2 protein-coding genes are annotated in these 22,599 nt (G+C 73.1%); both read right to left on the bottom strand.

Translation table 11 applies throughout. The features are described 5' to 3' along the window. Positions 1–3 precede the first annotated feature (3 nt). Complete coding sequence (locus tag IE272_RS35325) at positions 4–10,221, bottom strand: SDR family NAD(P)-dependent oxidoreductase (RefSeq protein WP_190009742.1); 10,218 nt, start codon at positions 10,219–10,221, stop codon at positions 4–6. 2 nt (positions 10,222–10,223) lie between these two features. After that, a complete protein-coding gene (locus IE272_RS35320) occupies positions 10,224–22,547 on the bottom strand; it encodes an SDR family NAD(P)-dependent oxidoreductase (protein WP_190009740.1) in 12,324 nt (4,107 codons plus the stop codon). Positions 22,548–22,599: the final 52 nt, after the last annotated feature.

Below are 22,599 nucleotides of genomic sequence, written 5' to 3'. Positions count from 1 at the left end.
CTTTCACAACACACCTTCCATGAACTGTTCCACGTGCTCGACCGAGACACGGCCCTCGCTGAGTGCTTGCAGGACGTCGGGCAGCGTCTCCTCCCCGCCATCACCCGACGCGGCGGCGGGAGGCGGATTCCCGGACGCTGCCGTCTCCGTGGGACCGGCCCAGTGGCGTTGGGGCTCGAACGGGTAGGTGGGCAGCGGTGTCCGACGGCCCGGGGGCGGCGGCGGGAGCATCCCGCCGGTCACCCAGGTGACCGCGTCCGCGAGGACCGCGGACCGCGGACCGGAGCCGGGGCTCCTCCCGTCCGCTTCCCCGGTACCGGCGCTCGTCCCGGTGATCACCCGCGGGTCCGGCACTCCGTCCAGGTGCGCCCGGAGCGCGGCGGTCAACTCCTGCGCGGTGGTCGCGACGACGGCCAGACGACTGGCCATCGGGTCCCTTCCCACGGTCAGGGTGTAGGCGATGTCCGTCAGGGGCGGCAGGGCCGCTCCGTCCTCACGCAGGTCCTCAAGGAAGTCGTGGAGCTCGCCGGCGTAGGCCGTGAGGCGCTCGTCGGTACGGGCCGACAGCGGGACGACACAGGGGCGTACCTGCGCTGCGTCCACGGCAGGCGAGGATTGCGGGTAGTCCTCCAGCAGCACATGCGCGTTGGTGCCCCCGAGTCCGAAGGCACTCACGCCGGCACGTCGTGGAAGGCCGCTCGGCGGTTGCCACGGGGTGAGCCGGTCCACGACACGGAAGGGGCTGCCTTCCAGGTCGAGCAGCGGGTTGGCCTCGGTGAAGTGGAGCGTCGGCGGGAGCGCGCCGGCCCGCATGGCGAGGACGGTCTTGACCACTCCGGTGAGACCGGCCGCCGCCTCCGTGTGCCCCACGTTGGACTTGACGGTGCCGAGGGCGCACCAGGATTCCGTCCGTTCGTCCTCGGCCGTGCCGGTCCCCGCGGCGAACGCCTTGCGCAGACCGCGTACCTCGATCGGGTCGCCGACCTCGGTACCGGTGCCGTGGGCCTCGATGTAGGTGATGGTGCGCGGGTCCACCGCCGCGTCGCGGTGGACGGAGGCGATCAGCTCCGCCTGTGCCGTGGGGTTGGGCATCATCAGGGAGTCCCGCCGGTCTCCGCCGCCGTGGGAGACCCCGCTGCCCCGGATCAGCGCGTGGACGGTGTCGCCGTCCGCGAGCGCCCGGGAGAGGGGTTTGATCACGACGGCGACGGCGCCTTCGCCGCGCACCATCCCGTTGGCACGGCGGTCGAAGGCGGCGCACCGCCCGTCCGGCGAGATGATGCCCAACTGGCCGAGCGCGACGAAGAGATCGGGGGTGAGGAAGAGGTGCACGCCGCCGACGATCGCGCTGTCGCACTCTCCGCCGCGTACGGCACGCACCGCGCGATGGAGGGCGGTGAGGGAGCTGGAGCACGCCGTGTCGACGGCCTCGCTCGGTCCGCGCAGGTCGAGTTGGTGGGACACCCGGTTGGCGATGAGGCAGTGTCCGCTGCCGCTGACGACATGGCCCTCACGATGACGGCCCGCGCGGTGCAGGAGCCAGTCGTAGTCGCGCGAGGTCGCGCCGACGAACACACCCGTCCGGCTGCCGCGGATCTCCGACGGGCGGTGGCCGGAGTCCTCGACCGCCTTCCACGCCGTCTCCAGCATGATCCGCTGCTGCGGGTCCATGAGCTCCGCCTCCAGCGGGGTCATGGCGAAGAAGTCGGCGTCGAACCGGTCGACCCCCTCGATGAAGGACCCCCAGCGGCTGTTCACCTTCCCCTCGTCGCGGTGCGGATCGCCGAAGAACTCCCGCCAGTCGAAGCGTTCCGCCGGGATCTCCGACACCAGGTGCACGCCGTCCCGGAGATGACGCCACCAGGTCGCCAGGTCGGGCGACCGGGCGAAGCGGCCGGCCATGCCGACGATGGCGAGGGGCTCGGCAGCCGGACGGTTCTCCGCCCGTGCCCCGGCCCTGGGCGCGGGCCCAGCGGTCAGTTCCTCATTGGCCGGCCGCTCCGCCGACTCCCGCGTCTCCTTGTCGGGCGTCGCTTCGGGACCGGTGGCGTGGCGGGCCAGGTGTTCGGCGAGGGAGTCGATCGTCGCGTGCTCGTACAGCAGGACTTTGGGGAGCTTGCCGAAATCGGGCTCCAGGGTGCGGACCAGTTGGATGGCGCTGAGCGAGTCCATGCCGAAGGCGTCGAACGAGGCCCCGGAGTCCACGTCCTCTTCCGCCATCCCGAAGAAGCGGGCGAAGACGGCGCGCAGCAGGGTGCGGACCGCGTCGACGTCCCGTTCGGGGGTGGCGGTCACCGCGTTGCCCTCGACGGTGGCGGGGGGCACGGGCTCCGATGCGTGTCGGGGCCTCAAGGGATCGGCCTCCGGTCGCGGGCTCTCAGCCACGGTCGGGACGGGGGCGGTGGCCGCGCGCGGATGCTGCGGCTCCGCCGGTACCTCACCGATCATGACCGCGTTGTCGAACTCGGCCTCTGCGAGATCCGGTGCGCCGAGGGCCCAGGTGGCCGAGAACCCCTGCTCCCGCATGGCCCGCCGCCACCCGGCCACATCCAGGAACGGGGAGTGCGGGAGCCGTACGTCCGCGTCGACGCTGGACCAGTAGCCGGGCAGGGCACCGATCATGGCGGTCATGCAGTCCCGGTTGCGGACCAGTTCCTCCAGGACGAGAAGTCCGCCCGGAGCGAGCAGCCGCCGGACGCGCGCCAGGCTGTCGGCGATGCTCCGGGTGGCGTGGACCGAGTTGGCCGCTATCACGATGTCCGCGGCCGCCTGGCCGAAGCCCTGTGCCTCCGGTTCGCTGTCGAGGTCCAGGACCCGGCACTCGAAGGCGACCGCCCCGCCGGCAAAGCGTCTGCGGGCAGCGGGCAGGAACCCGGGTGAGACGTCCGTGAAGACGAAGCTGACGTTCGTCCCGACGTCGCCGAGCGCGTCGAGCAGTCGTCGGGTGGTCCCGCCGGTGCCTCCTCCGATCTCCAGAAGGCGCACCGGGCGCCCGGGGCGTCGTGCGAGCAGTGCCCGCACCTGTCCGGCCACGGTCCGGGCCACTATCTCGTTGTGGTGGTCGGCCACCGCGTTGCCGTCGTAGACGCGCAGCAGCAGGTCGGGCTGGGCCTCGGCGAAGTAGACCTCCAAGGGGTCGGCCTCACCGGCCAGAATGTCCGGGAGCCGGGGCACGCATCCGGTCACCACGTCGACCCAGGGCCGGAGCTCCGGATGGTCGTCGGCGAGCGCGGCCGCCTCGGCGGAGAGCCAGGCGGACTCCTCGGGCGTACCGGGGCGGCTGTGCGGCGTGGCCGGGGCGCGGGCGATCATGAGAGCCAGCGCGTCCGCCAGTCGTCCGTACCGGGTCTCGTCGGCGAGGCGTGTGCGCAGACTCCGCGGCGTGGGCGCGCCGGAGTCGCCCGCGCCGCCGAGTAGATGGCGGCTCCAGCGGCGCAGCAGGGCGTCCAGGCGGTCCATGCCCCGGGACGCCTGTACGCCACGGAACCCGCTGCGGGAGACGAACGTGTCCACGGCGGCGATGACGGATGCGGTGGTCGTCTCGTCACGAGGCGGTGTGCGCGGGGCGGCCGTCGTGGCCTCGTCGAACCAGTACGTGTCCCCCGCGAAGGGGTAGGTCGGCAGGGAGAGCCGGGGCAGTGCCTCCACCGCGGGCGCCGCCGGCAGCGTCGCGTTGCCGCGAGCCCACTCGGCCGCTGCCCGCACGGTTTCCGGGTCGCTCGCCCGTACGCGTTCCTCTCCCAGGACCCGGTCGTGCGGGTGCGTCGCGTCCGCGTAGGCGCCCAGCCGGCGAAGCAGGTCGGACATCGAGTCCGCGAAGACCGCGAGGCGGCAGGGCAGGTGTTCCCTTCCTCGGCGCAGGGTCGCGGCGACGCGGTCGAGCCGCGTGTCGGGGCGTTCGGCGAGGAAGTCCCGGTGTCTGCGGACCAGTTCGCGCAGGGCGGTCTCGTCCTTCGCCGCGAAGGGCAGGAGGACCGGACCGGCCGTGGGCCGGGGCACGGACCGTGCGGGAGCCTCCTCGATCACCGCGTGCGCGTAGGCCCCGCCGAACCCGAAGGAGCTCACCCCGGCACGGCGCGGTGTTCCGGCTGCCTGCTTCCACTCCAGGGGCTCGCGGTTGACGAACAGCGGGCCGGCGTCGACGTGGCAGCCGGGGTTGGGGGTCTCGAAGGCGGGCATGGCGGGGATGAGTTCGTTGCGCAGCGAGAGGATGGCCTTCACCACTCCGACGAGGCCGGCGGCGGCCTCGGTGTGGCCCAGGTGGGCCTTGGCGGAGCCGACCGCGCAGACTGCTCTCTCGTCCGTGTGCGGCCTCAGCGCCGTCGAGGCCGCCTCGAACTCGACCGGGTCGCCGAGGGCGGTGCCGGTGCCGTGGGCCTCCAGGTAGCTCAGGGTGCCGGGGTCGATGCCCGCCTGCTGCCACGCAGCTGCCAACAGCTCGCTCTGCCTGGCCGGTTGGGGTGCTGTGACAGACGCGGCGTTGCCCCCGTGGCTGACGGCGACGGCCTTGATCACGGCGTGGACGGGGTCGCCGTCCTCGATCGCCCGGTCGAGCGGCTTGAGCAGTACGGCGGTGACGGCCTCCCCGGGTACGTAACCGTCGGCACGGGCGTCGAAGGTGTGGCAGCGCCCGGACGGGGACAGGGCGCCCAGCGCCGAACTGCGCAGATAGTGCTGGGGGCTGAGGATCAAGTTCGTCCCGGCCGCGTACGCCATGGCGCACTGACCCGAGCGCAGCGCGTTGACGGCCAGGTGCAGGGCGTACAGCGACGACGAACAGGCGGTGTCGACGACCATGCTGGGGCCGGACAGGTCGAAGGCGTAGGACGCGCGGTTGGCCGCCATGGACACGGAGGTGCCGGTGACGTCGAAGGCGCCCGGCGCCCCGCCCCGGCGGGCCATCTCCTCTTCGTAGTCGCTGAAGCACCGGCCGACGAACATGCCGGTCGCCGTGCCTCTCAGCGTTCCGGCGACACCCGCGTCCTCGGCCGCCTCGTAGAGGACCTCCAGCAACAGACGGGACTGCGGGTCCATGCCCCGGGCCTCGGCGTCCCGGACGCCGAAGAAGGCGGCGTCGAACCGGGTGACGTCGTCGAGAAAGGCACCGTGGCCGCAGTCGGTACCGGAGGCGAGTGTCCCGGTGGGGTCGTGGTGCTCCCGGTGGTCCCAGCGGTCGGCGGGGACCTCGCTCACCAGGTCGTGCCCCTGGACGAGCCGGTCCCAGAGCTGGGACGGGTTCGCGGCGCCGGGGAAGCGCCCTGCCATGCCGATGACGGCGATGGGCTGCTCCGTGGGCCGGAGGTCGTCGGAGGCAGTGGCGCGGGGCCGGGCCCCGGCTCGCTCGGGTACCGCCGTCGCGCCGCGATCCGCGCCACCGGCCGTCTCCCCCCGGGCCGGGCAAAGTTCACGTACCGCGTCGGGGTGCGTGTCGGTCAGGTACCGGGCGAGGCTGGAGACGTTGCTGTGCCGGAACAGCAGGGTCGGCTGGAGGTCGACGCCGAGCCGCTCGGAGAGCCGGCGCACCAGGTCGACGACCTGGACGGAGGACAGGCCCAGTTCCATGAACCCGGTGTCACCGAGGGACCGGTGCCCGGGGCCGGCCCAGGTGGGGACCAGGCCGAGGACCAGTTCCTCCAGCGACGACTCCGCGGTCACGAGCAGTTCCTCCCACGTGACGTCGCGCCCCGGTTGGGTCCTCGACGCGGTGACACCGAGTCGGCGCTCCAGCAGCTCCCGGTCGCCGCAGAGGACCACGACCCGGCTCTCGTCGGCGGCGAGAGCCCTTTCCAGCGCGACCAGGCCTTCCGACGTCTCCAAGGGACGTGCTCCGATGCGGGCCAGCACCTTGTCCTGCATCGACGGGTCGACGCGCATGCCACCGTCCCGCCAGAGCGGCCAGTTGACCGCCAGCGTCCGGCCCGCGCGTCGGCCGGAGCGCCGTAGGTCCTCCCGCCAGTCCGCGAACGCGTCCAGGTAGCGGTTGGCGGCCGCGTAGTCACTCGCGCCCGCGTTGCCCACGACCGACGCGACGGACGAGTAGAGGAGGAAGTAGTCGAGGTCCTGGTCCTCGGTGGCGGCGTCGAGCAGGACGGTGCCGGTGATCTTGGGAGCGAGAACTCTGCGGAAGGACTCGGCCGTCTTGTTGACCAGCAGGGCGTCCTCCACGACGCCCGCCGCGTGGATGACCCCGGTGAGCGGTCCGAAGCGTTCGGTGATCTCACGGACCAGGACCCTCGCCGCGTCCCGGTCCGTCAGGTCGCAGGAGAGATACGCGGCGCGAGCGCCGAGCCCCTCCAGTTCGGCGACCGCCGCCTCGGTTCCCGGGCCGGAGGGCGAGCGTCCCGTCAGAACGATCGCCACCCCGGGCGTCCGCGCCAGGAACCGCGCGGTGTGCAGGCCGAGCGCGCCCGCCCCGCCGCTGATCATGTAGGTGCCGCCGGTACGGGCGAGCACCGGGCGGTCCGTGCGCCGGTCGCCGGACGCGGTCGCGCTCACCGGCACGAACCCGGTGACGGTGCGCTCGCCCTCGGCGTACCGGACCTCGGCGTCGCTCTCCGTCTCACGCCCGGGCCGGTCCGCCAGGGCGTCGGCCGCCTCCCTCAAAAGGGTCTCCGTGTCGACCCGTCCGCCGCCGAAGCCGACCGTCCGCAGGGCCAGCTTGGGCTGCTCCAGCCGTACGCTGCGGGCGAATCCGCCGACGGCCGCGTCCGGGGGGTTCTCCTTCGCGCAGGGGTAGGCGTAGATCAGGGCGAGCGGGGCCGTCCGGCCGAGGGCCCAGGCGCGGCACACCGGGAACAGGGAGAGGAGCCCGCCGACGTCCTGGGCGCGGGGTGACTCGCCCCTCCCCCATGCCCACAGGTGGAGGAGCGCCGAGGGCTCGGCGCCCTCCGCCCTCAGGTCGGCGGCGAGGGCGAAGGCGTGCTCCTCGTCGCCCGGCCGGACCTCGAAACTGTCCGGTCCCGTGCGCGCGTACGCCATGCCGGGCTGTACCCGCACCACGCGCCGGCATCGGGTGCGCAGTTCCGCCACCCGCGCGTCGTCGGTGTCGAGGGCGATGACGACGGCGTCGGCGAAGGCGCCGGAGCCGGATTCCGCGGGCAGCGGCTCGGGCAGCCGGCGCGGCGCGTACAGCAGGGGGGTGTCGGTGGCCGACGGGACCGCGTCGGCGGAGGGGGCGGGTGCGACAGGGGCCGTCGACGTGTCCCGGGGGGCGAGCCAGTAGCGGCGGAGCGTGAAGGGATAGGTGGGCAGGGGCACCCGGCCGGCTCCTTCGATCACGGGCCACGCTGCGAGCTCTCCGCCGACCCAGAGTCCGGCCAGAGCGGCCTCGTCGGGTGCGGCGACGCCGTGGCCGCTCCGGCCGGGGCGCACCCGGCCGGTGTGGAGCGGCGACCCGGGCGCCCGCCCGTCGGCGAAGTCCTGGAGGCTCGCGGCGAGTTCGTCGAGGTCTCGCACCACGACCGCCAGTCGGTGCTCCATCGGCCGGCGGCCGGCCCGGAGAGTGTGCGCCACGTCGTCGAGGCACGGTCCGGCAGCGGCCCGGAGGTGCACCGCCAGTCGGTGCGCCTGTCGACGCAGCTCGTCCTCGGTCCGCGCGGACAGCGGTACGGTGCGGGGTTGACCGGCCCCGTGGGCCGGTGGCGGGGGCGCGGCCTGGGTGAACTCCTCGACGACGAGGTGGACGTTGGCTCCGCCCGCGCCGAAGGTGCTGAGCGCGGCCCGCCTGGGGCCCACGGCGCCGGTCGCCGGGTCGACCGGGGCGGCCCATGGCTCCTCGTGCGCGGGCAGGCGGAACGGAGTTCCGTCGAAGGAGATCCCGGGGTTGGGGCGGCCGATGCCGGGCCCCGCCGGGATCGTCCGGTGCCGCAGGGCCAGAAGTACCTTGGCCAGCGCGGCCATCCCTGAGGCGGCCTCCAGGTGCCCGATGGTTCCTTTGGCCGATCCGATGGCGCAGGCGCCGGGGGTGACGGCACCGTGCTGCCGGTAGGCGGAGGTGAGCGCCTCCACCTCGATCCGGTCGCCCAGCGTCGTGCTGCTCGCATGCGCCTCCACGTAGCCGACGGTGTCGGCCGTGGCGTCCGCGTCGGTGAGGGCAGCGGAGATCACCTTGGCCTGTGCGTCGGGGCTGGGCACGGTGTAGCCACCGGTCCGCCCGCTGTGCCGGAGCGCGGAGCCCCGGACGATCCCGAGGACGCGATCCCCGGAGGCGAGTGCGTCGGCGAGCGGCCGGAGGACGACGACGCCGACCCCTTCTCCGGGGACGTAGCCGTCGGCTTCAGCGTCGAAGGGACGGCACCGACCGCTCTCGGAGAGCAGCCCGAGTTCCCCGAGCCGCAGGTACTTGTACGGGTGCAGCGAGAGGTTCACGCCTCCCGCCAAAGCGGCCCGGCACTCGCCGCGCCGGATGCTCTGGACCGCGAGGTGCAGTGCGGCGAGCGACGCGGAACACGCGGTGTCCACGGTCACGCTGGGCCCTTCGAAGTCGAAGGCGTAGGAGATCCGGTTGGTGAGGGCGGAGGACCACGATCCGACGATCTCGCCCCCTCCACCACGCCACCGGTCGAGCCCCGTCAGCTGGTAGTCGTTCCACATCGCCCCGGCGAACACCCCGACCGCTCCGCCGGTCTGTTCCGCCAGTCCCTCGGGGGTGTGTCCGGCGTTCTCCAGCGCTTCCCACGCGGTCTGGAGGAGGAGGCGTTCGTGCGGATCCATCGTCAGCGCCTGCTCGGCGGACAGATGGAAGAAGGGTGCGTCGAAGTCGGCCACGCCCGCACAGAAGGCCCCGGTCCGGGCGGTGTCATCCCAGCGCTCACGGGGGACGCCGGTGACCTGGTCGACGCCGTCGCGCAGCACCTCCCAGAGGTCCTCGGCCGTCGCGGCCCCCGGGTAGCGGCCCGCCATGCCCACGATCGCGACGGGTTCGCGGTGCCCTTCCTCCCCGGCCGGCGAAGCCGCCGACGGCCGGCGTGCGGGCGGGGGCGCCGTCACCGGGGCAGTCGGCGCGGTCTCCTCCTGGACCGGCGCTCCGAGGCCGATCCCGCCGAGGTGGTCGACGAGGGAGCGCACGGTCGGGTACTCGAAGAGCAGCGTCGGGTAGAGCTCCGTGCTCAGCCCGTCCTCCAGAGCGTCGGCGATGCCCAGCAGGTCGAGGGAGTTCAGTCCGAGGTCGTAGAAGCCGCGGTCGGGGTCGATCTCGTCCGGGTCGAGCCCGAGCTTGGCCGCCACCAGCGCTTCCACGGTCTCGCGAAGACCCCCGGCACGGGGGCGGGGCGTGTCGGCGGCGGCGTGCGAGGGAGTGGTCGCCCCATCGCGCTGCTTCCCGGTCTGCGGGGGCCGGTGGGTGATCAGATCCGCGGAGCGTACCCGCTTGGCCCGGAAGCCACCGAGTCGTGCGACGACGGTTCCGTCGAGTGAGCACACCTCCAGGTCCGCCTCGAACAGTTCGCCGTCCAGCCGCCCTGTCACCGGCCCCGGCACGTGGACGAGGTTCTCCGCCCCGACGCCGCTGGTGGCGTGGAAGGAATCGACGTAGATGGGAATGAAGGCGTGATCGGCGTCGGCGCGCCGGTCCTGTCGGAGGAGCAGCATCGGCACCAGGGTGGCGAAGTCGAGCACCGCCGGGTGGGCGTGGAACCGCTCCAGATAGGGCTCGGCCTCGGCAGCGACACGCATACGGGCCAGGGCGTGGTCCCGGCCCACGTGCACCAGACCGGTCGCCTTCATGAATCCGCGGTGCCGGATCTCGATCCGCCGTGCGAGACCGTAGAGGTCCTCGACATCGACGACCTCGGTGCCCGCGGCTTCCAGCACGACGTGATCGACGCGCCCCGGCCGGGGTTCGCGGGCTGCGGGGTGGATCTCGGCGCGGCAGTTGGTCTCCCAGGCCCCGTCGGAGCCGGCGGGCCTGCTGCGCACGGTGACGGGCAGCCGCCCCGTGCCGCCGGGACCGATCTCCACGTCGATCCGGCGTCCTTCGGCGGTGCCCAGGACGGGAGCGAGGAAGGTGACGCGCCGCAGTTGCACGGCCGCGGGGTCGACTCCGGCCCGGCCCACCAGGCGGAGCACGAGGTCGAGGAGGAAGACGCCGGGCAGCACGGGAACGTCGTGCACCAAGTGATCGCGCACGGCCGCGTCCTCGGCGTCGATCGTCGTCGTCGCGCGTCGGCCCGCCAGGGTGCTCAGGAGGTCCTCGGTGGACTCGGGACTCAGGTTGTCCGCCATGGCTAGATCAGTTCCTCCAGCTGGAGCAAAGGACGGGGGTCGTCTACGGGCAGGGGAGCGGGCGTCGCGGACCGTTCGATCCAGTGCCGCGTCCGGCGGAACACCGGAGTAGGCAGCGGACTGCGCGGGGTGGTGCGGGCGGCGCGTTCGGAATCGGTCAGCCCCCGCAGGACCACATGGCAGTTGGTGCCGCCGAATCCGAAGGCGCTGATGCCCGCCCGCCGGATTCCGTTCCGGGGGGTCCACGGCTGCAGCTCGCGCTGGAGCCGGAACGGGGACGCTTCGAAGGCGAACCGCGGATTGGGGTGCTCGCAGTGCAGGGTGGGCGGAAGGGCCTCGTTCCGGAGGGAGAGGAGCACCTTGTGCAGGCCGGCCATTCCGGCCGCCATCAGCAGGTGCCCGACGTTGGACTTCACACTGCCCACGGCGCAGAATCCGCGCTCGGCCGTGGCCTCGTCGAACACCCCGGTCAGCGCCTTCAGCTCGATCGGATCGCCGATCATGGTGCCGGTGCCGTGCGCTTCCACGTACGACAGCGTCGAGGCGTCCGTGCCCGCCTGCCGCAGGGCGTCCCGCACCACAGCCTGCTGTGCTTGCGGGTTCGGCGTGGTCAGACCCATGGTGCGGCCGTCGTTGTTCATGGCCGTGGCCTCGATGACGCCGTAGATCCGGTCGCCGTCGGCCAGAGCCCTGTCCAGGGGCTTGAGGAGGACGGCTCCCACGCCCTCTCCCGGCACGAACCCGTCCGCTCGGGCGTCGAAGACCCGGCAGACGCCGTTCGGCGACAGGGCGCGTGCCGCGCTGAGCGAGAGGTAGGGACTTTCGTCCAGGATCAGGTCGGCGCCGCCGACCAGAGCCGTCTCGCACTCCCCGAGCTGCAGCGCCTGGCGGGCCAGGTGCAGGCTGGTGAGCGAGGACGAACACGCTGTGTCGACCACCAGGTTGGGGCCGCGCAGATCGCGGAAGTGCGCCAGGTGGGCTCCGATGAAGTTCGGGTTGAGTCCCGTGGCGGTGGCCCGGTGCGGGACGGTGATCCTGCCGCCGTAGCTGCTCGTGCCCGAGCCGACGAAGACGCCGACGCGTCCGGCGGCCAGTTCCTCTCCTCGGTATCCGGCGTCCGCGAACGTCTGCTCGGCGACCTCCAGGAACAGGCGTGTCAGCGGGTCCATGTGGGCGGCGTGCTCCCGCGCCACCCCGAAGTAGTCGGCGTCGAACTCCTCGATCCCGTCGAGGAACCCGCCCCACTTGCTGATGCTCCGGCCTTCGGCGTGTTCCGGGGCGTACAGCGTCGCCACGTCCCAGCGGGACCGGGGCACTTCCGTCACCCCTGAACCGCCTCGGCGCAGCAGGTCCCAGAACCGTTCCGTGTCGGGGGCGCCCGGGAAGCGGCCCGCCATGCCGATGACCGCGAGCGGCATCGCGGTGGCCGTGCTCGGCGGCGTGGCCGGTACGGGCGGGACCGGGTCCGAAGCGGACTGGGTGCGGTCGCGTCCGGCCCAGCGGGCGACTCCCTCGGGGTGGCTGAGGCAGAGGTGTTCGGCGAGCCGGGAAACGCTGGGGTGTTCGAGGACGACCGAGGGCTCCAGGGGAGCGCCCGCCAGCGGTTCGAGGGCCCTCACGATGCCGGCGATCAGGATCGAGTCGACACCCAGGTCCGCGAATCCGCTGTCCGGCCGGACACGGTCCCGGTCGAGGAGCAGCGTCGCGGCGAGGGTCTCGGTGATATGGGCCGAGCACCGCGCCTTCAGCTCGTCGAAGTCGTCCCGGCCGCTGGTGTCCATCGGCGTGCCCGGCACCGGCAGGTCCGGTTTCGTGGTCGTGGTCCCGGGCGACCGGCGCGCGGCGTCGACGGGTTCGGGCCGGTGGAGCGTCCTGGCCGTGTCGGGTTCGCCCACCACCGCCAGCAGTTGGGGATGTCCCGTCACGGACAGCGCGGCGTCGAGCAGCCCGAGACCCTGTTCCGGTGTCATCGCCGAGAGCCCGAGGCCGCGGTAGCGGGGGCCGGTGACTTCGCCCATTCCCGTTCCCGACCAGCTCCCCCAGCCGATGGAGACCCAGTGGGTGCGCGACCCGCGAGCGGCTGCGCGTCGCGCGGCGTACCCGGCGTACGCGTCGAGCGCGGCGTTGGCTCCCGCGTAGTCACTGAGTCCCGCGCCCAGCGCGGGCACGGCGGCGGAGAGTGACGAGTACAGGACGACAAAGTCCGGCTCGTCCTCGGTGAGCGCCCGGTCCAGTTCGGCCAGCCCGCTCCCCTTCGGTTCCCAGCACGACAGGATCTCGTCCAACGGCTTGCGGACGAACGCCGGCGTCGGGGCGACTGATCCGGCGCAGTGGAGCACACCGGCGGGTCGGCCCATCCGCTGTCGTACGTCGGCCAGCAGGCGTGCCGTCTCCGTGCCGCCGCGGAGCGGGCCGCTATGCAGCAGGATGTCGGCGCCCGCGGCTTCCAGGCGGCGCAGGGCCGCGACCCGGTCCGCCCACCAGGCGTTCTCCGGCGTCTCGGACCAGAGCTGACGCGGAGGCAGTTCCCGGCGTCCGGTGAGGACCAGCTTCCTGGCTCCGCGCGCCACCAGCAGCTCAGCCGCCGCCAGCCCCAGACCGCCGGTACCGCCGGTGATGAGGTAGGGCCTTTCCGCGCTCAGGGTGAACGCGCCGAGGGCACCGGGCCGCGCGGCGGCTTCGGGGGCCACCCGCGAGAACCGGGCCACCTCCCGTACCCCGCCGCGCCGGCGGACCTCGGGCTCCTGCCCCGCGGTGCCCAACTCCCGCAGCGCTCGGTCCAGTCCGGCGGCCAGGTCGCCCCCGTCAGTCTCGACCGTGACGGCTCGAACGGCGGAGTACTCGGCCCCGACCGCACGCACCAGACCGGCCAGCCTGGCTCCGCCCACCCCGGTGTCCGGCTGCCCCTCGCTCGTCACCGAACCGGCCGTCCGGCGCAGGTGCACCAGGCGCAGCTCAGCCGTGCGACCGTCGTCCAGCAAGCCCTTCAGCAGCCCCAGACGGGCGTTCTCCCGGTCGGGGACCATCCCGCCCGTGGCGTCGACCAGGTCGACCAGACAGAAAGGCCCCGGGTGGGAGGCGAGGATGTCAGCCGCCGCCCGCTGTCCGGCCCCGTGGTCGTCGAACTCCATCTCGTACTGGTCGGCCGAGAGGGCCGGAAGCCTGGACGGTTCGCGTACGACGATCCAGTGCATCGCGTCGTGTCCGGCGAGGGCCTCGGCGAAGGACGCCTCCGCTTCCCGGCCGATCACCAGAACACAGGAAGGGCGGCGAGCGTCGGTCTCCGGGGCCGGGGCGGGCTGCGGAATCCAGCGCCGTGCCAGCAACTGCGGTACGGGGGCGGCGAGCGGGTTGTCGGTGTGCTCGCTCGGTGCGGCCGGTCGTCCGTCCGGGTCGGCTTCCGCCATCGGTCCGTGCTCCGTGGTGTGGTCGAAGGGGTAGAGCGGGAACGGCACACGGCGACGGGCCGGATCCGGTGTGCGGTCGATGTCCGCCCCGGTCACCCAGGCGACGGCCTCACGGCGGACGCCCCGGGACGGTGCTGCCTCCGGCGCGCTGTCACCGGTGAACAGCCCGTCGGCGTCCTCGCCGGCGAGGTAGGCGTCCAGCAGCGTGAGCAGGTGGTCGTGGTCGACGGCCGCGGCCGCCAGCCGTACCGGCAGCGCGTCCCGGGCGACCCGGGAGGTGTAGGCGAGATCCGCCAGCGGGACTGTCGCCCGCGCGACGCTGTCCCGCAGCAGCCGGGCATACTCCCCCAGCCGCACGGTGTCCGTCGCGGAGAGCACAACCAGGTGGCCGTCCCGGTCCCGAGTCGTCGCGGGCCGGTCCGCCTCGGGTGCGCGGCGTGTCGGCGGCTCCTCGACCACCACATGGGCGTTGGCTCCTCCGAACCCGAAGGCGCTCACGCCGGCCCGGAGCGGGAGCGGCGTGCCGGAGTCGTCCGCGGGACGCCAGGCCCGCGGTTCGGTGAGCACCTCGAACGGCCCGTCCGCGAGGCGCAGATGAGGGTTGGGGCGATCGCCGACCGCGTTGGGCGCAAGGGTGCGGTGTCGCAGCGCCAGGAGAACCTTCAGCAGACCGGCCATGCCGGCCGCCGACTCCAGATGGCCGAGGTTTCCCTTCACCGCCCCGAGGTGACACCACGGTGCGGGCGCGGGGCCGCCGAACGCCTTGGTGAGCCCGGCGGCCTCGATCGGATCGCCGAGCTTCGTCCCCGTTCCGTGGGTCTCGACGTACGAAACGGAACGGGGCGCGAGGCCGGCCCGCTTCAGCGCGGTGGCGACGACGTCCGCCTGGGCCTCCGGGTTGGGGGCGGTGAGGGAGTGAGCCCTGCCTCCGTGGTTGACCGCGCTTCCCCTGATGACCGCCCGGATCTCGTCCCCGTCCCTGAGGGCCGCGTCCAGGGGTTTGAGAACGACGACCCCGACGCCTTCGCCCCGGACGAATCCGTCGGCCCGCTCGTCGAAGGCCCAGCACCGTCCGCTGGCCGACAGCATGCCCGCCGCGTCCAGGGAGGTGAACCACTGCGGGGAGAACAGGACGTTGACACCGCCGGCCACGGCCAGGTCGCACTCGCCCGCCGCCAGGGCGTTGAGGGCCCGGTGCAGAGCGGTCAGCGAGCTGGAGCAGGCTGTGTCGACCACCTCGCTCGGGCCACGCAGGTCGAGCAGGTACGACAGCCGGTTGGCGATGATGCTCTGGACGTGTCCGGTGACGCTGTGGGCGGCCACCTCCTCGGCGGACCGGTGGAGAAGCTCGGCGTAGTCGGACAGGGTCGCGCCGACGAACACGCCGGTCCGGCTCCCGGCCAGGGAGCGGGGAGCCGTGCCCGCGTCCTCGATGGCGTGCCAGGCTTCCTCCAGGAACAGCCGCTGCTGGGGGTCCATCAGCCGTGCCTCACGCGGGGAGACCCCGAAGAACCCGGCGTCGAAGGCCAGTACCCGGTCCAGGAATCCGCCGACGGGCCGCAGTTCGCCGAACCGGCCGGCCGCGGCACGCCCGACGAGGTTCCGGCCCGCCAGGAGATGGGACCAGTACGCGTCCAGGTCCGACGCGCCCGGAAAGCGTCCGGCCATCCCGATCACCGCGACCGCGGGTGAGGAGGGCCGCTCGTCCTTCAGTGACGGCGTCCGGGAGCCCGTGTGCGGCGAGGCGACGTCGGATGTGGCCCGCGATGCGGGCTGCTCGTGGTCGGCGGTGAACGAAGCGCCATGACGGCACGTCAGTTCTCCGGCCAGCGCGTCGATCGTCGGGGCCTCGTAGAACACGACAGGGGTCAGGGCCAGCCGGAACCTTGCGTTGATGCGGTTGGTGAAGTCGGTGAACAGGACGGAGTTGAGTCCGTACGCGCCGAAATCGGCTGCCGTGTCGACCTGTTCGGCGGGGACACCGGCCAAAGCCGCGGCCTCGCTCCGGAGCCACCCACGGAGCACGTCCCGGTCCGACGCGTCGCTCTCTCGCGCCGAGGCCGCCGGACCCACCACGGCATCGGGCGCCGGCTCCAGGGCGGTGAGGGCCGCGGTGACCCTGTCGGGCGTGCCCCGGCCGATGAGCACCACGGGCGCTCCCAGCGTTACGACGTCTTCGAAGGCGGCCAGCGCCGTGGGGGTGTCGATCGGTTCCAGACCCACGGTCACGGCGGTCAACTGCCGCACGGCGGGCGGCATCTCCATGCCGCCCTGCTCCCACAGCGGCCAGATCGCCGATATCGACCGGCCGTGCCGCTCGCCTCGGACCGCCCTGGCCGCGCGGTGTTCGGCGAACGCGTCGAGATAGCGGTTGCCCGCGCAGTAGGCGGCCTGTCCCCTGTTGCCGAACGTGCCGACGAACGAGGACATGACGAGGAAGAAGTCGAGCTCGTCCCCGGAGGTCGCCTCGTCGAGCAGCCGTGTGCCCCGGACCTTCGGGGCCAGGACCGCCGAGGTCTCCTCGTCGGTCGTGTCCCTCACCGCTCCGTCACGCAGGACACCGGCCGCGTGGATGACGCCCCGGACGGGCCCGTGCTGCTCACGCGCGGCCCGCAGGGCCCGCTCCAGCGAACGGGCGTCGCAGACGTCGGCCCGCAGCCGCAGAACGCTGCCTCCTACGGCCGGCTCCGCGGGGCGGGGCCCGTCGGTACCGGGCTGTGCCTCCGTGCGCGCGAGCAGGGTCACCGATGCCCCGAACCGGGTCGTGAGGTGCTCGGTCAGGAGCCGCGCGATACCGCCGTCTCCCCCCGTGATCAGGTAGTGGCCTCCCGCTGCGAAGGGAGCCTCGGCGGTGACGGCCCGGGCGACCCGCTGCCATCTGCGGACCCGGCGCTCCCCGTCGTACAGCACCTCGGCGGTGCCGCGAGCCACCTCGTCGAGAACGGCCGGGAGAGTCGGCGGCTGCGCTGTCCCGGACACTTCGACGCGCAGGGTCCGGATGTGCGGACTCTCCTGTGCGAGCGCACGGCCGAAGCCGGGGACCAGCGCGCTGCCGGGGTCACGCCGGCCGGTTCGGTCCACGCAGACGTAGGTCACCTGACGCCCGTCGTCGGCCATCCGGGCCAGGAGCCGGAGGGTCTCGATCTCACGGGGCAGCTCAGCCGGGGTGTCGCCGCCCGCTGCGTCGAGTCCACGTCGGTCGACGACGACCAGGGGGGTTCCGGGCTCGGTCGTGTGCCCGAGCAGGTCGGAGGCGTCGGCGACCCGTCCGTCGGCCTCCCGTGTCCAGGGGCCGTCGGCTCCGAGGACGATCACGTGCCGTCCGGTGCGGGCGGGAGTCGGCCCGTCGGACTCGGGGGCCCAGTGCGGGGCGTAGTACGTCACTGCTGCGGCCTCGCCGGAAGGTTCCGCCGGGCGTCGGCCGGGCGTCGGCTCGGCCCGCGGCAGCCAGTGGCGGGTGCGCCGGAACGGGAACCCGGGCAGCGAGACCCGGCGGCGGTCCTCCGCCCCGAGGAGCGCCTGCCAGTCGACAGCCGCCCCCTGGCACCAGAGTCGGCCGAGGGCGGCGAGGTCGCCGCCCTCTGCCAGGCCGCGCAGCACCTCGGTCATGTCGGGGCTGCCGTCGAAGACATCGGCCAGGCTCTGCCCGGGGGTCACCCGGCCGAGGCTTCCGCCGGCCTCGCCCACCGCTTCGGCGAGATCCGCGGCCGGGTCGGCCAGGCGGTCGAGGCACTCCACGAACGCCTGGTGACCGCTGACCGGGACGGCCAGACGAGCATCGAATTCGGCTCGGCCCACACGCAGTGTGTGCGTGATGTCAGCCAGGGATGTGCGCCGGCCCGCGGCCCGCGCCCAGGAGCCGAGCCGCCCGGCCATCAGCCGCAGCCGCTCCTCGTCCGGTGCGGAGAGGAGGAGCAGGTCGCTTCCCGGGTGGGCCGCTGCGTCGGCCCGCCGGGGGCTGGGCGCCTCCTCCAGGATCATGTGGACGTTGACTCCGCCGGCGCCGAAGGAGCTGAGCGCCGCGCGCCGCGGCGCATCGTGCCTGCCGGTGCTCCAGTCGGCGACGGTCTGCTGGACGTGGAAGGGCGTCGCCGCGAAGTCGATGACCGGATTCGGCGCGGCCGCGTGCAACGAGGGCACCAGGGTGCGGTGCTCGAACTGGAGCAGGGTCTTGGTGAGCCCGGCGACAGCGGCCGTCGCCTCGGTGTGGCCGATGTTCCCCTTGACGCTCCCGATCGGTATGGACGCCCGGGGCAGCTCCGTACCGAAGGCCGTGGTGAGTCCCCGGATCTCGATGGGGTCGCCCAGCGGTGTCCCGGTACCGTGCGCCTCCACGTAGCCGATCGTCGCGGGGTCGACGTCCGCGCGGCGGAGCGCACTGGCGATGAGCGCCGCCTGCGCGTCGGGGCTGGGTACGGTGAATCCGCCCGTCCGGCCACCGCTGTTGGTCTCCACCGACCTGATGACGCCGTAGATGTGATCGCCGTCGGCCAACGCGGCGCTCAACGGCCGGAGCAGGACGGCGCCGACGCCTTCGCTGGTGACCATGCCGTCGGCGCCCTCGCCGAACGGCCGGCACCGGCCGGTCGGGGAGATCATGCCCAGTTCCGTGTACTGGAGGCGGCGTGCCGGGTGCAGGATGAGGTTGACGCCGCCGGCGATGGCGGCCGACGCGCTGCCCGACCGCAGCGTGTCGCAGGCGAGCTTGAGCGCGACGCCGGAGCCGGAGCAGGCGGTGTCGACGGCAATGCTCGGACCGGTGAAGTCGAAGAAGTAGGAGACACGGTTGGCGAGTTGGTACAGATCGCTGTTCGGATACCTGCTGCCGCCGCGCAGTGCGGCATCGGCATTGAGCACGGCGTAGTCGGGCCCCATGGAGGCCACATGGACGGAGACGTTCCGCCCCAGGGTGCGTGGGGTGTGCCCGGCGTCCTCCATGGCGTGGTAGGCCGTCTGGAGGAAGAGCCGCTGCTGCGGATCCATGGTCGCCGCTTCGCTCGGTGCGATGGAGAAGAACAGGGAGTCGAACGCGTCGACCCCGTCGATGAGTCCGCCGGACGTGCGGCGGTCGGCGGCGACGCGCGCGGCGGCCGTACCGAGCCGGTCCCAGCGCTCGGCGATGTCGCCGAGCGAGTCGGTGCCCTGGACCAGGTTGTCCCAGAGCTGGGTGATGTCCTCGGCTCCCGGATAGCGGCCGGCGATGCCGACGACGGCAATGGCGTCGGTGTCCGGCGGCAGCGTGGTCGCAGCCGGTACGCGGACGCCGGAGGGGCCGGCGCCGGCCGGGGTCCGGTGGGCGGCGCGGGCCGGAGCGATGGCATCCGCCAGGGCCCCCAGGGTGCGGTGTTCGAAGAAGAGGGTTCCCGGCAGGCGTCCGAACCGCTTCTCCAGGGCCACGGTGGCATCGACGATCTGGAGGGATTCCAGCCGCAGGGATTCCATCGTGCTGTCCCGGCGCAGCTGAGATCGCGGGACGTGCAGCAACGCGCTGAGGACGTCCCGCACCGCGTCGAGCGCGGCGTGGGCCGACTTCTGGGAACGGAGCGGGGCCGGGCCGGTGATCACGTCCGGGTCACCCGTCACCGATCGGTGAAGCGCCGCGGAATCCGTGAGGTCGACCGCGAGTGCGGTCAGGGCCGCGATGCGCTGCGCGTCCGCCGTCCCGTGCGGGGCGTCCGCCGGTGAGGCGTCCGGGACGGGAGACGCGACACCGGTGTCCGCTCCGTCGTCGGGCCGGAAGGTGAGTCCGGTGAGCACGCCGAGATCCGCCCGGTGGACGATCTCCCCGTCGACGGCCCCGGGCCGGGATGTTCCCGCTCCCATCGCCTGGTCGAAGAACATCCGGGCCGGACGATTCTTCGCCGTCGGCCGCTGCACGGCCTCCAGCGTGGTCGCCTTCCCCTCCCCCGCTTCCTCGGCGGCGACCGCGGCCAGAAACGCGTGTTCGACGCCGCGTCCCAGGACACGGCAGCTGAGCAGGAAGGTGTCCAGGTTCACCACCTGCGCGCCCGGCCGTGTGATGGCCGCGCCGACGAGCCCGTACTCTCCGAAGCGGTCGCTGACCTCGACCACGCGGCAGCGTGCCCCGGCGTCCAGCAGTTCGCGCAGAGCGGGCTCGGACCGACGCACCGTACTGAGGTTGAACTGGTTCGTGCGCTGGGTGAGCTGGGCGACGCGGGCAAGCTCGTCCGGACGGGCTTCGTGTACGTCGATCCGCAGCTCCAGTCCGGCCACGAACTCCGCGAGGGTCGTGGTGGAGGCGCGCAACGTCTCCCTGGACCTCCCCTCGCGGTACATCGCGCCGCGCCGGCGGTCCTCGTCGGTGACCCGGCCCCGGTCGAAGGCCCACAACCGGTCGAGAAAGCCGGGAAGGTCCTGCTCGTCCGCCGGCAGGGTCAGGGCGAGCACGCCGGGGCAGGCCGCCCGGACGGCGGCGGTCTCGACGGGGTTGTCGTCCAGGAAGACCATGCTGTCGAGGCCGAGCCCGAGTTCGCGTGCGAGCTCCCGGAGGTTGTCCGGCTTCGGGTCCCAGTTCACACGGCGCGCGGTGATGTGTTCCGGCCTCAGGAGCAGGTCGTCACGCTGCCGGAAGACGGCGTCGACGTCCTCCTCCTCGTTCTTGCTGGCCAGGCAGATGAGCACACCGTTGTCGTGCTGGGTCAGCGCCCATTCCTGGAGCCGTCGTCGCGCGGGCCCGATGGTGATCCCGCGCGCCCCGTCCTCCCCGCAGACTCCGCTCCAGAGGGTGTTGTCGCAGTCCAGGACCAGCACTTTGTACGGCGGGGAGACAAGCGCGTGGACCGTGCGGACGACCGACGTGCCGAGCGCTGTCCAGGCGGCCGGGGTGTAGGGAATGTGGGCGTGCTCCTCCCGTGCGGCGTCGTGGTGGTCCACCACCGGGTAGGCCCCGCTCCACTCGGCACTGGGGATGAGGTGGAGTCCCGCGCGGTCACCCAGCACAGCGGACAGCCGGTCCTCCCACTCCGCCAGTTCGGGACCGCGAAGCGCCCGAGCTCCCGGAGAGGGCGGGCACAGGGCGACGACCAGCGGAACGGCCCCCCGTGCGGCGGCCTCGGACGCCGCCTCACCGAACTCGTCGACGGTACGCCGCCCCGCCGCACCCGAAGGCCAGTCCTCCAGCCGGATCAACGCGACGTTGCACCCACGGCGGTTCGAGGCGAAGGAGCTCCGGGGATCGAGGAGCTCCTGGAAAACCTGGTTGTAGGACTCGAGATGCACATCGAGGTCGAGCCCCAGGCGCTCGACCCAGTGGGACAGCACCGGTCGCAGCGGATCCGTCGTGAACGTCGCGGCCACGACCAGGAGTCCGTCCGCCCGGGATACGGCGGAGGCGTCCGGCCCGGGGGCCCCGGCGGGCGACGGGCCGAGGCCGGCGAACTCCTCCAGCACCTCCACGGAGCCCGGTGCGCACCCGGCCACATGCCGCAGGATCGCGCCGGCGACTGGTTCGACGGACAGCGCCTCCTCCGCCCCGGTGACGCTGTCGGCGAAGGTGGTGGCCAGTCTGGGCGGCCTGACGATGGAGACCCCGAGGCCGGGGCACTCCACGGCGCTCGCCCGCACGAGCCCTTCCCAGGCGCTCTTCGCCGCCACGTAGTGACCGAAGCCGCGACGTGGGGAGGTGACGTAGGACGACGACACGGCGATCACCCGGCCCTGCCGGTGAGCCAGGCCCTCCGCGAAGGCGCTGAGCGGGGCCTGGGCGAGCTGCATGCCGTTGCTGACATGGTCGCGTGCACGGGCGGCCGTCGCCGGATGGAGGCCGAGCGAGTTCGCTGCCGGTCCCGCGTTCAGGAAGACGTAGTCGACGGGGCCGTACTCCGACTCGATGGCCCGCCCTGTCCGCAGGCACCAGTCGGCGTCGGCCGCGTCCCCCTGGTGCAGGCGGACCCTCTCACCGTCCCGCCCGAGAGCCGTGACGAGGGCCTCCGCCTCGGTCCTGCTCTCGCGGAACATCGCGTGGACCGTGCAGCCCGCGACGGCCAGAGCCTGGACCAGGGCGGCGCCGAGCCCTCGGCTTCCGCCCGTGACGAGGGCGGACCGGCCTGCCAGCTGCCGCCCTTCGACCAGATCCGCCACCTCTCGGCGTACGTCCTCGGCCGACGGCGCCGCAGCCTCACGCCGCACGACGACACGCACCTCGACCTCGGCCGCGGTCCGTCCGGCGTTCGCCTCCCCGGTCAGCCGGACCGTGCGGAAACGGTCGTCGAGGTCGGTGACCTCCGCCTGTCCCCTGAACCCCCGTGGTTTCGGAGCCTCCAGGAAGACCAGGTCCAGACCGCTGATCATGGCCGCGCGCCCTGGCACCTCCATGCCCGCGACGTGGCTGACCCAGCCCAGGACGGCAGTGTGTTCGACTCCGACACCGTGGTCCGGCAAGCGGAGACCGGACACCAGCGCCTCCAGCGCCTTCCAGTCCGGGCGGTAGTCGCCGCCCGCCAGATCTCCCGGGGAGATGTCCTCGAAAGCGGCCACCGTGGCCCGGGCCGCAGCTCTGGGGCGGGCGGCGCGCGCCGGAGCCGGCCGCACCTCGCCGCCGGTGAAGGTGGCTTCCCCTTCGATGACGGTCCTGTCGCCGTCGAGCACCTGGAAGTCGACTCGCACGTCGCCGTCGTCCGAGACGGTCTCCCGTGCTGTGCACCGGTAGTCCTGCCCGGGAAGCACCGGAGCCGCGAACCGGGAGCGCAGAGCGGCCAGCGTCCGGCCCTGTGGCACGCGAGCCCGCGTCAGCACTTTCAGCAGGCACAGCAGTCCGTGGGCCACGGGCTCACCGAAAGGCGTGCGCCGAGCGTATGCGGTGTCCAGGTGCAGCGGGCTGCGGTCGCCGGTGGCCTCGGCAAAGGCCAGGACCTCCTGGGGGGTGACATGCAGACTTCCGGTGGCGGACGTGGAGTCCATGATTCGCCGTTGTTCCTCTCCACGGAGGCGCGGGGCCCTTGCGGCCGGACGC

Origin of the sequence: Streptomyces anulatus (assembly GCF_014650675.1) — a bacterium.
GTDB lineage: Bacteria > Actinomycetota > Actinomycetes > Streptomycetales > Streptomycetaceae > Streptomyces > Streptomyces anulatus.
Note: the sequence above shows the minus strand (reverse complement) of the source record. Positions and strands in the feature narration are given on the sequence as shown.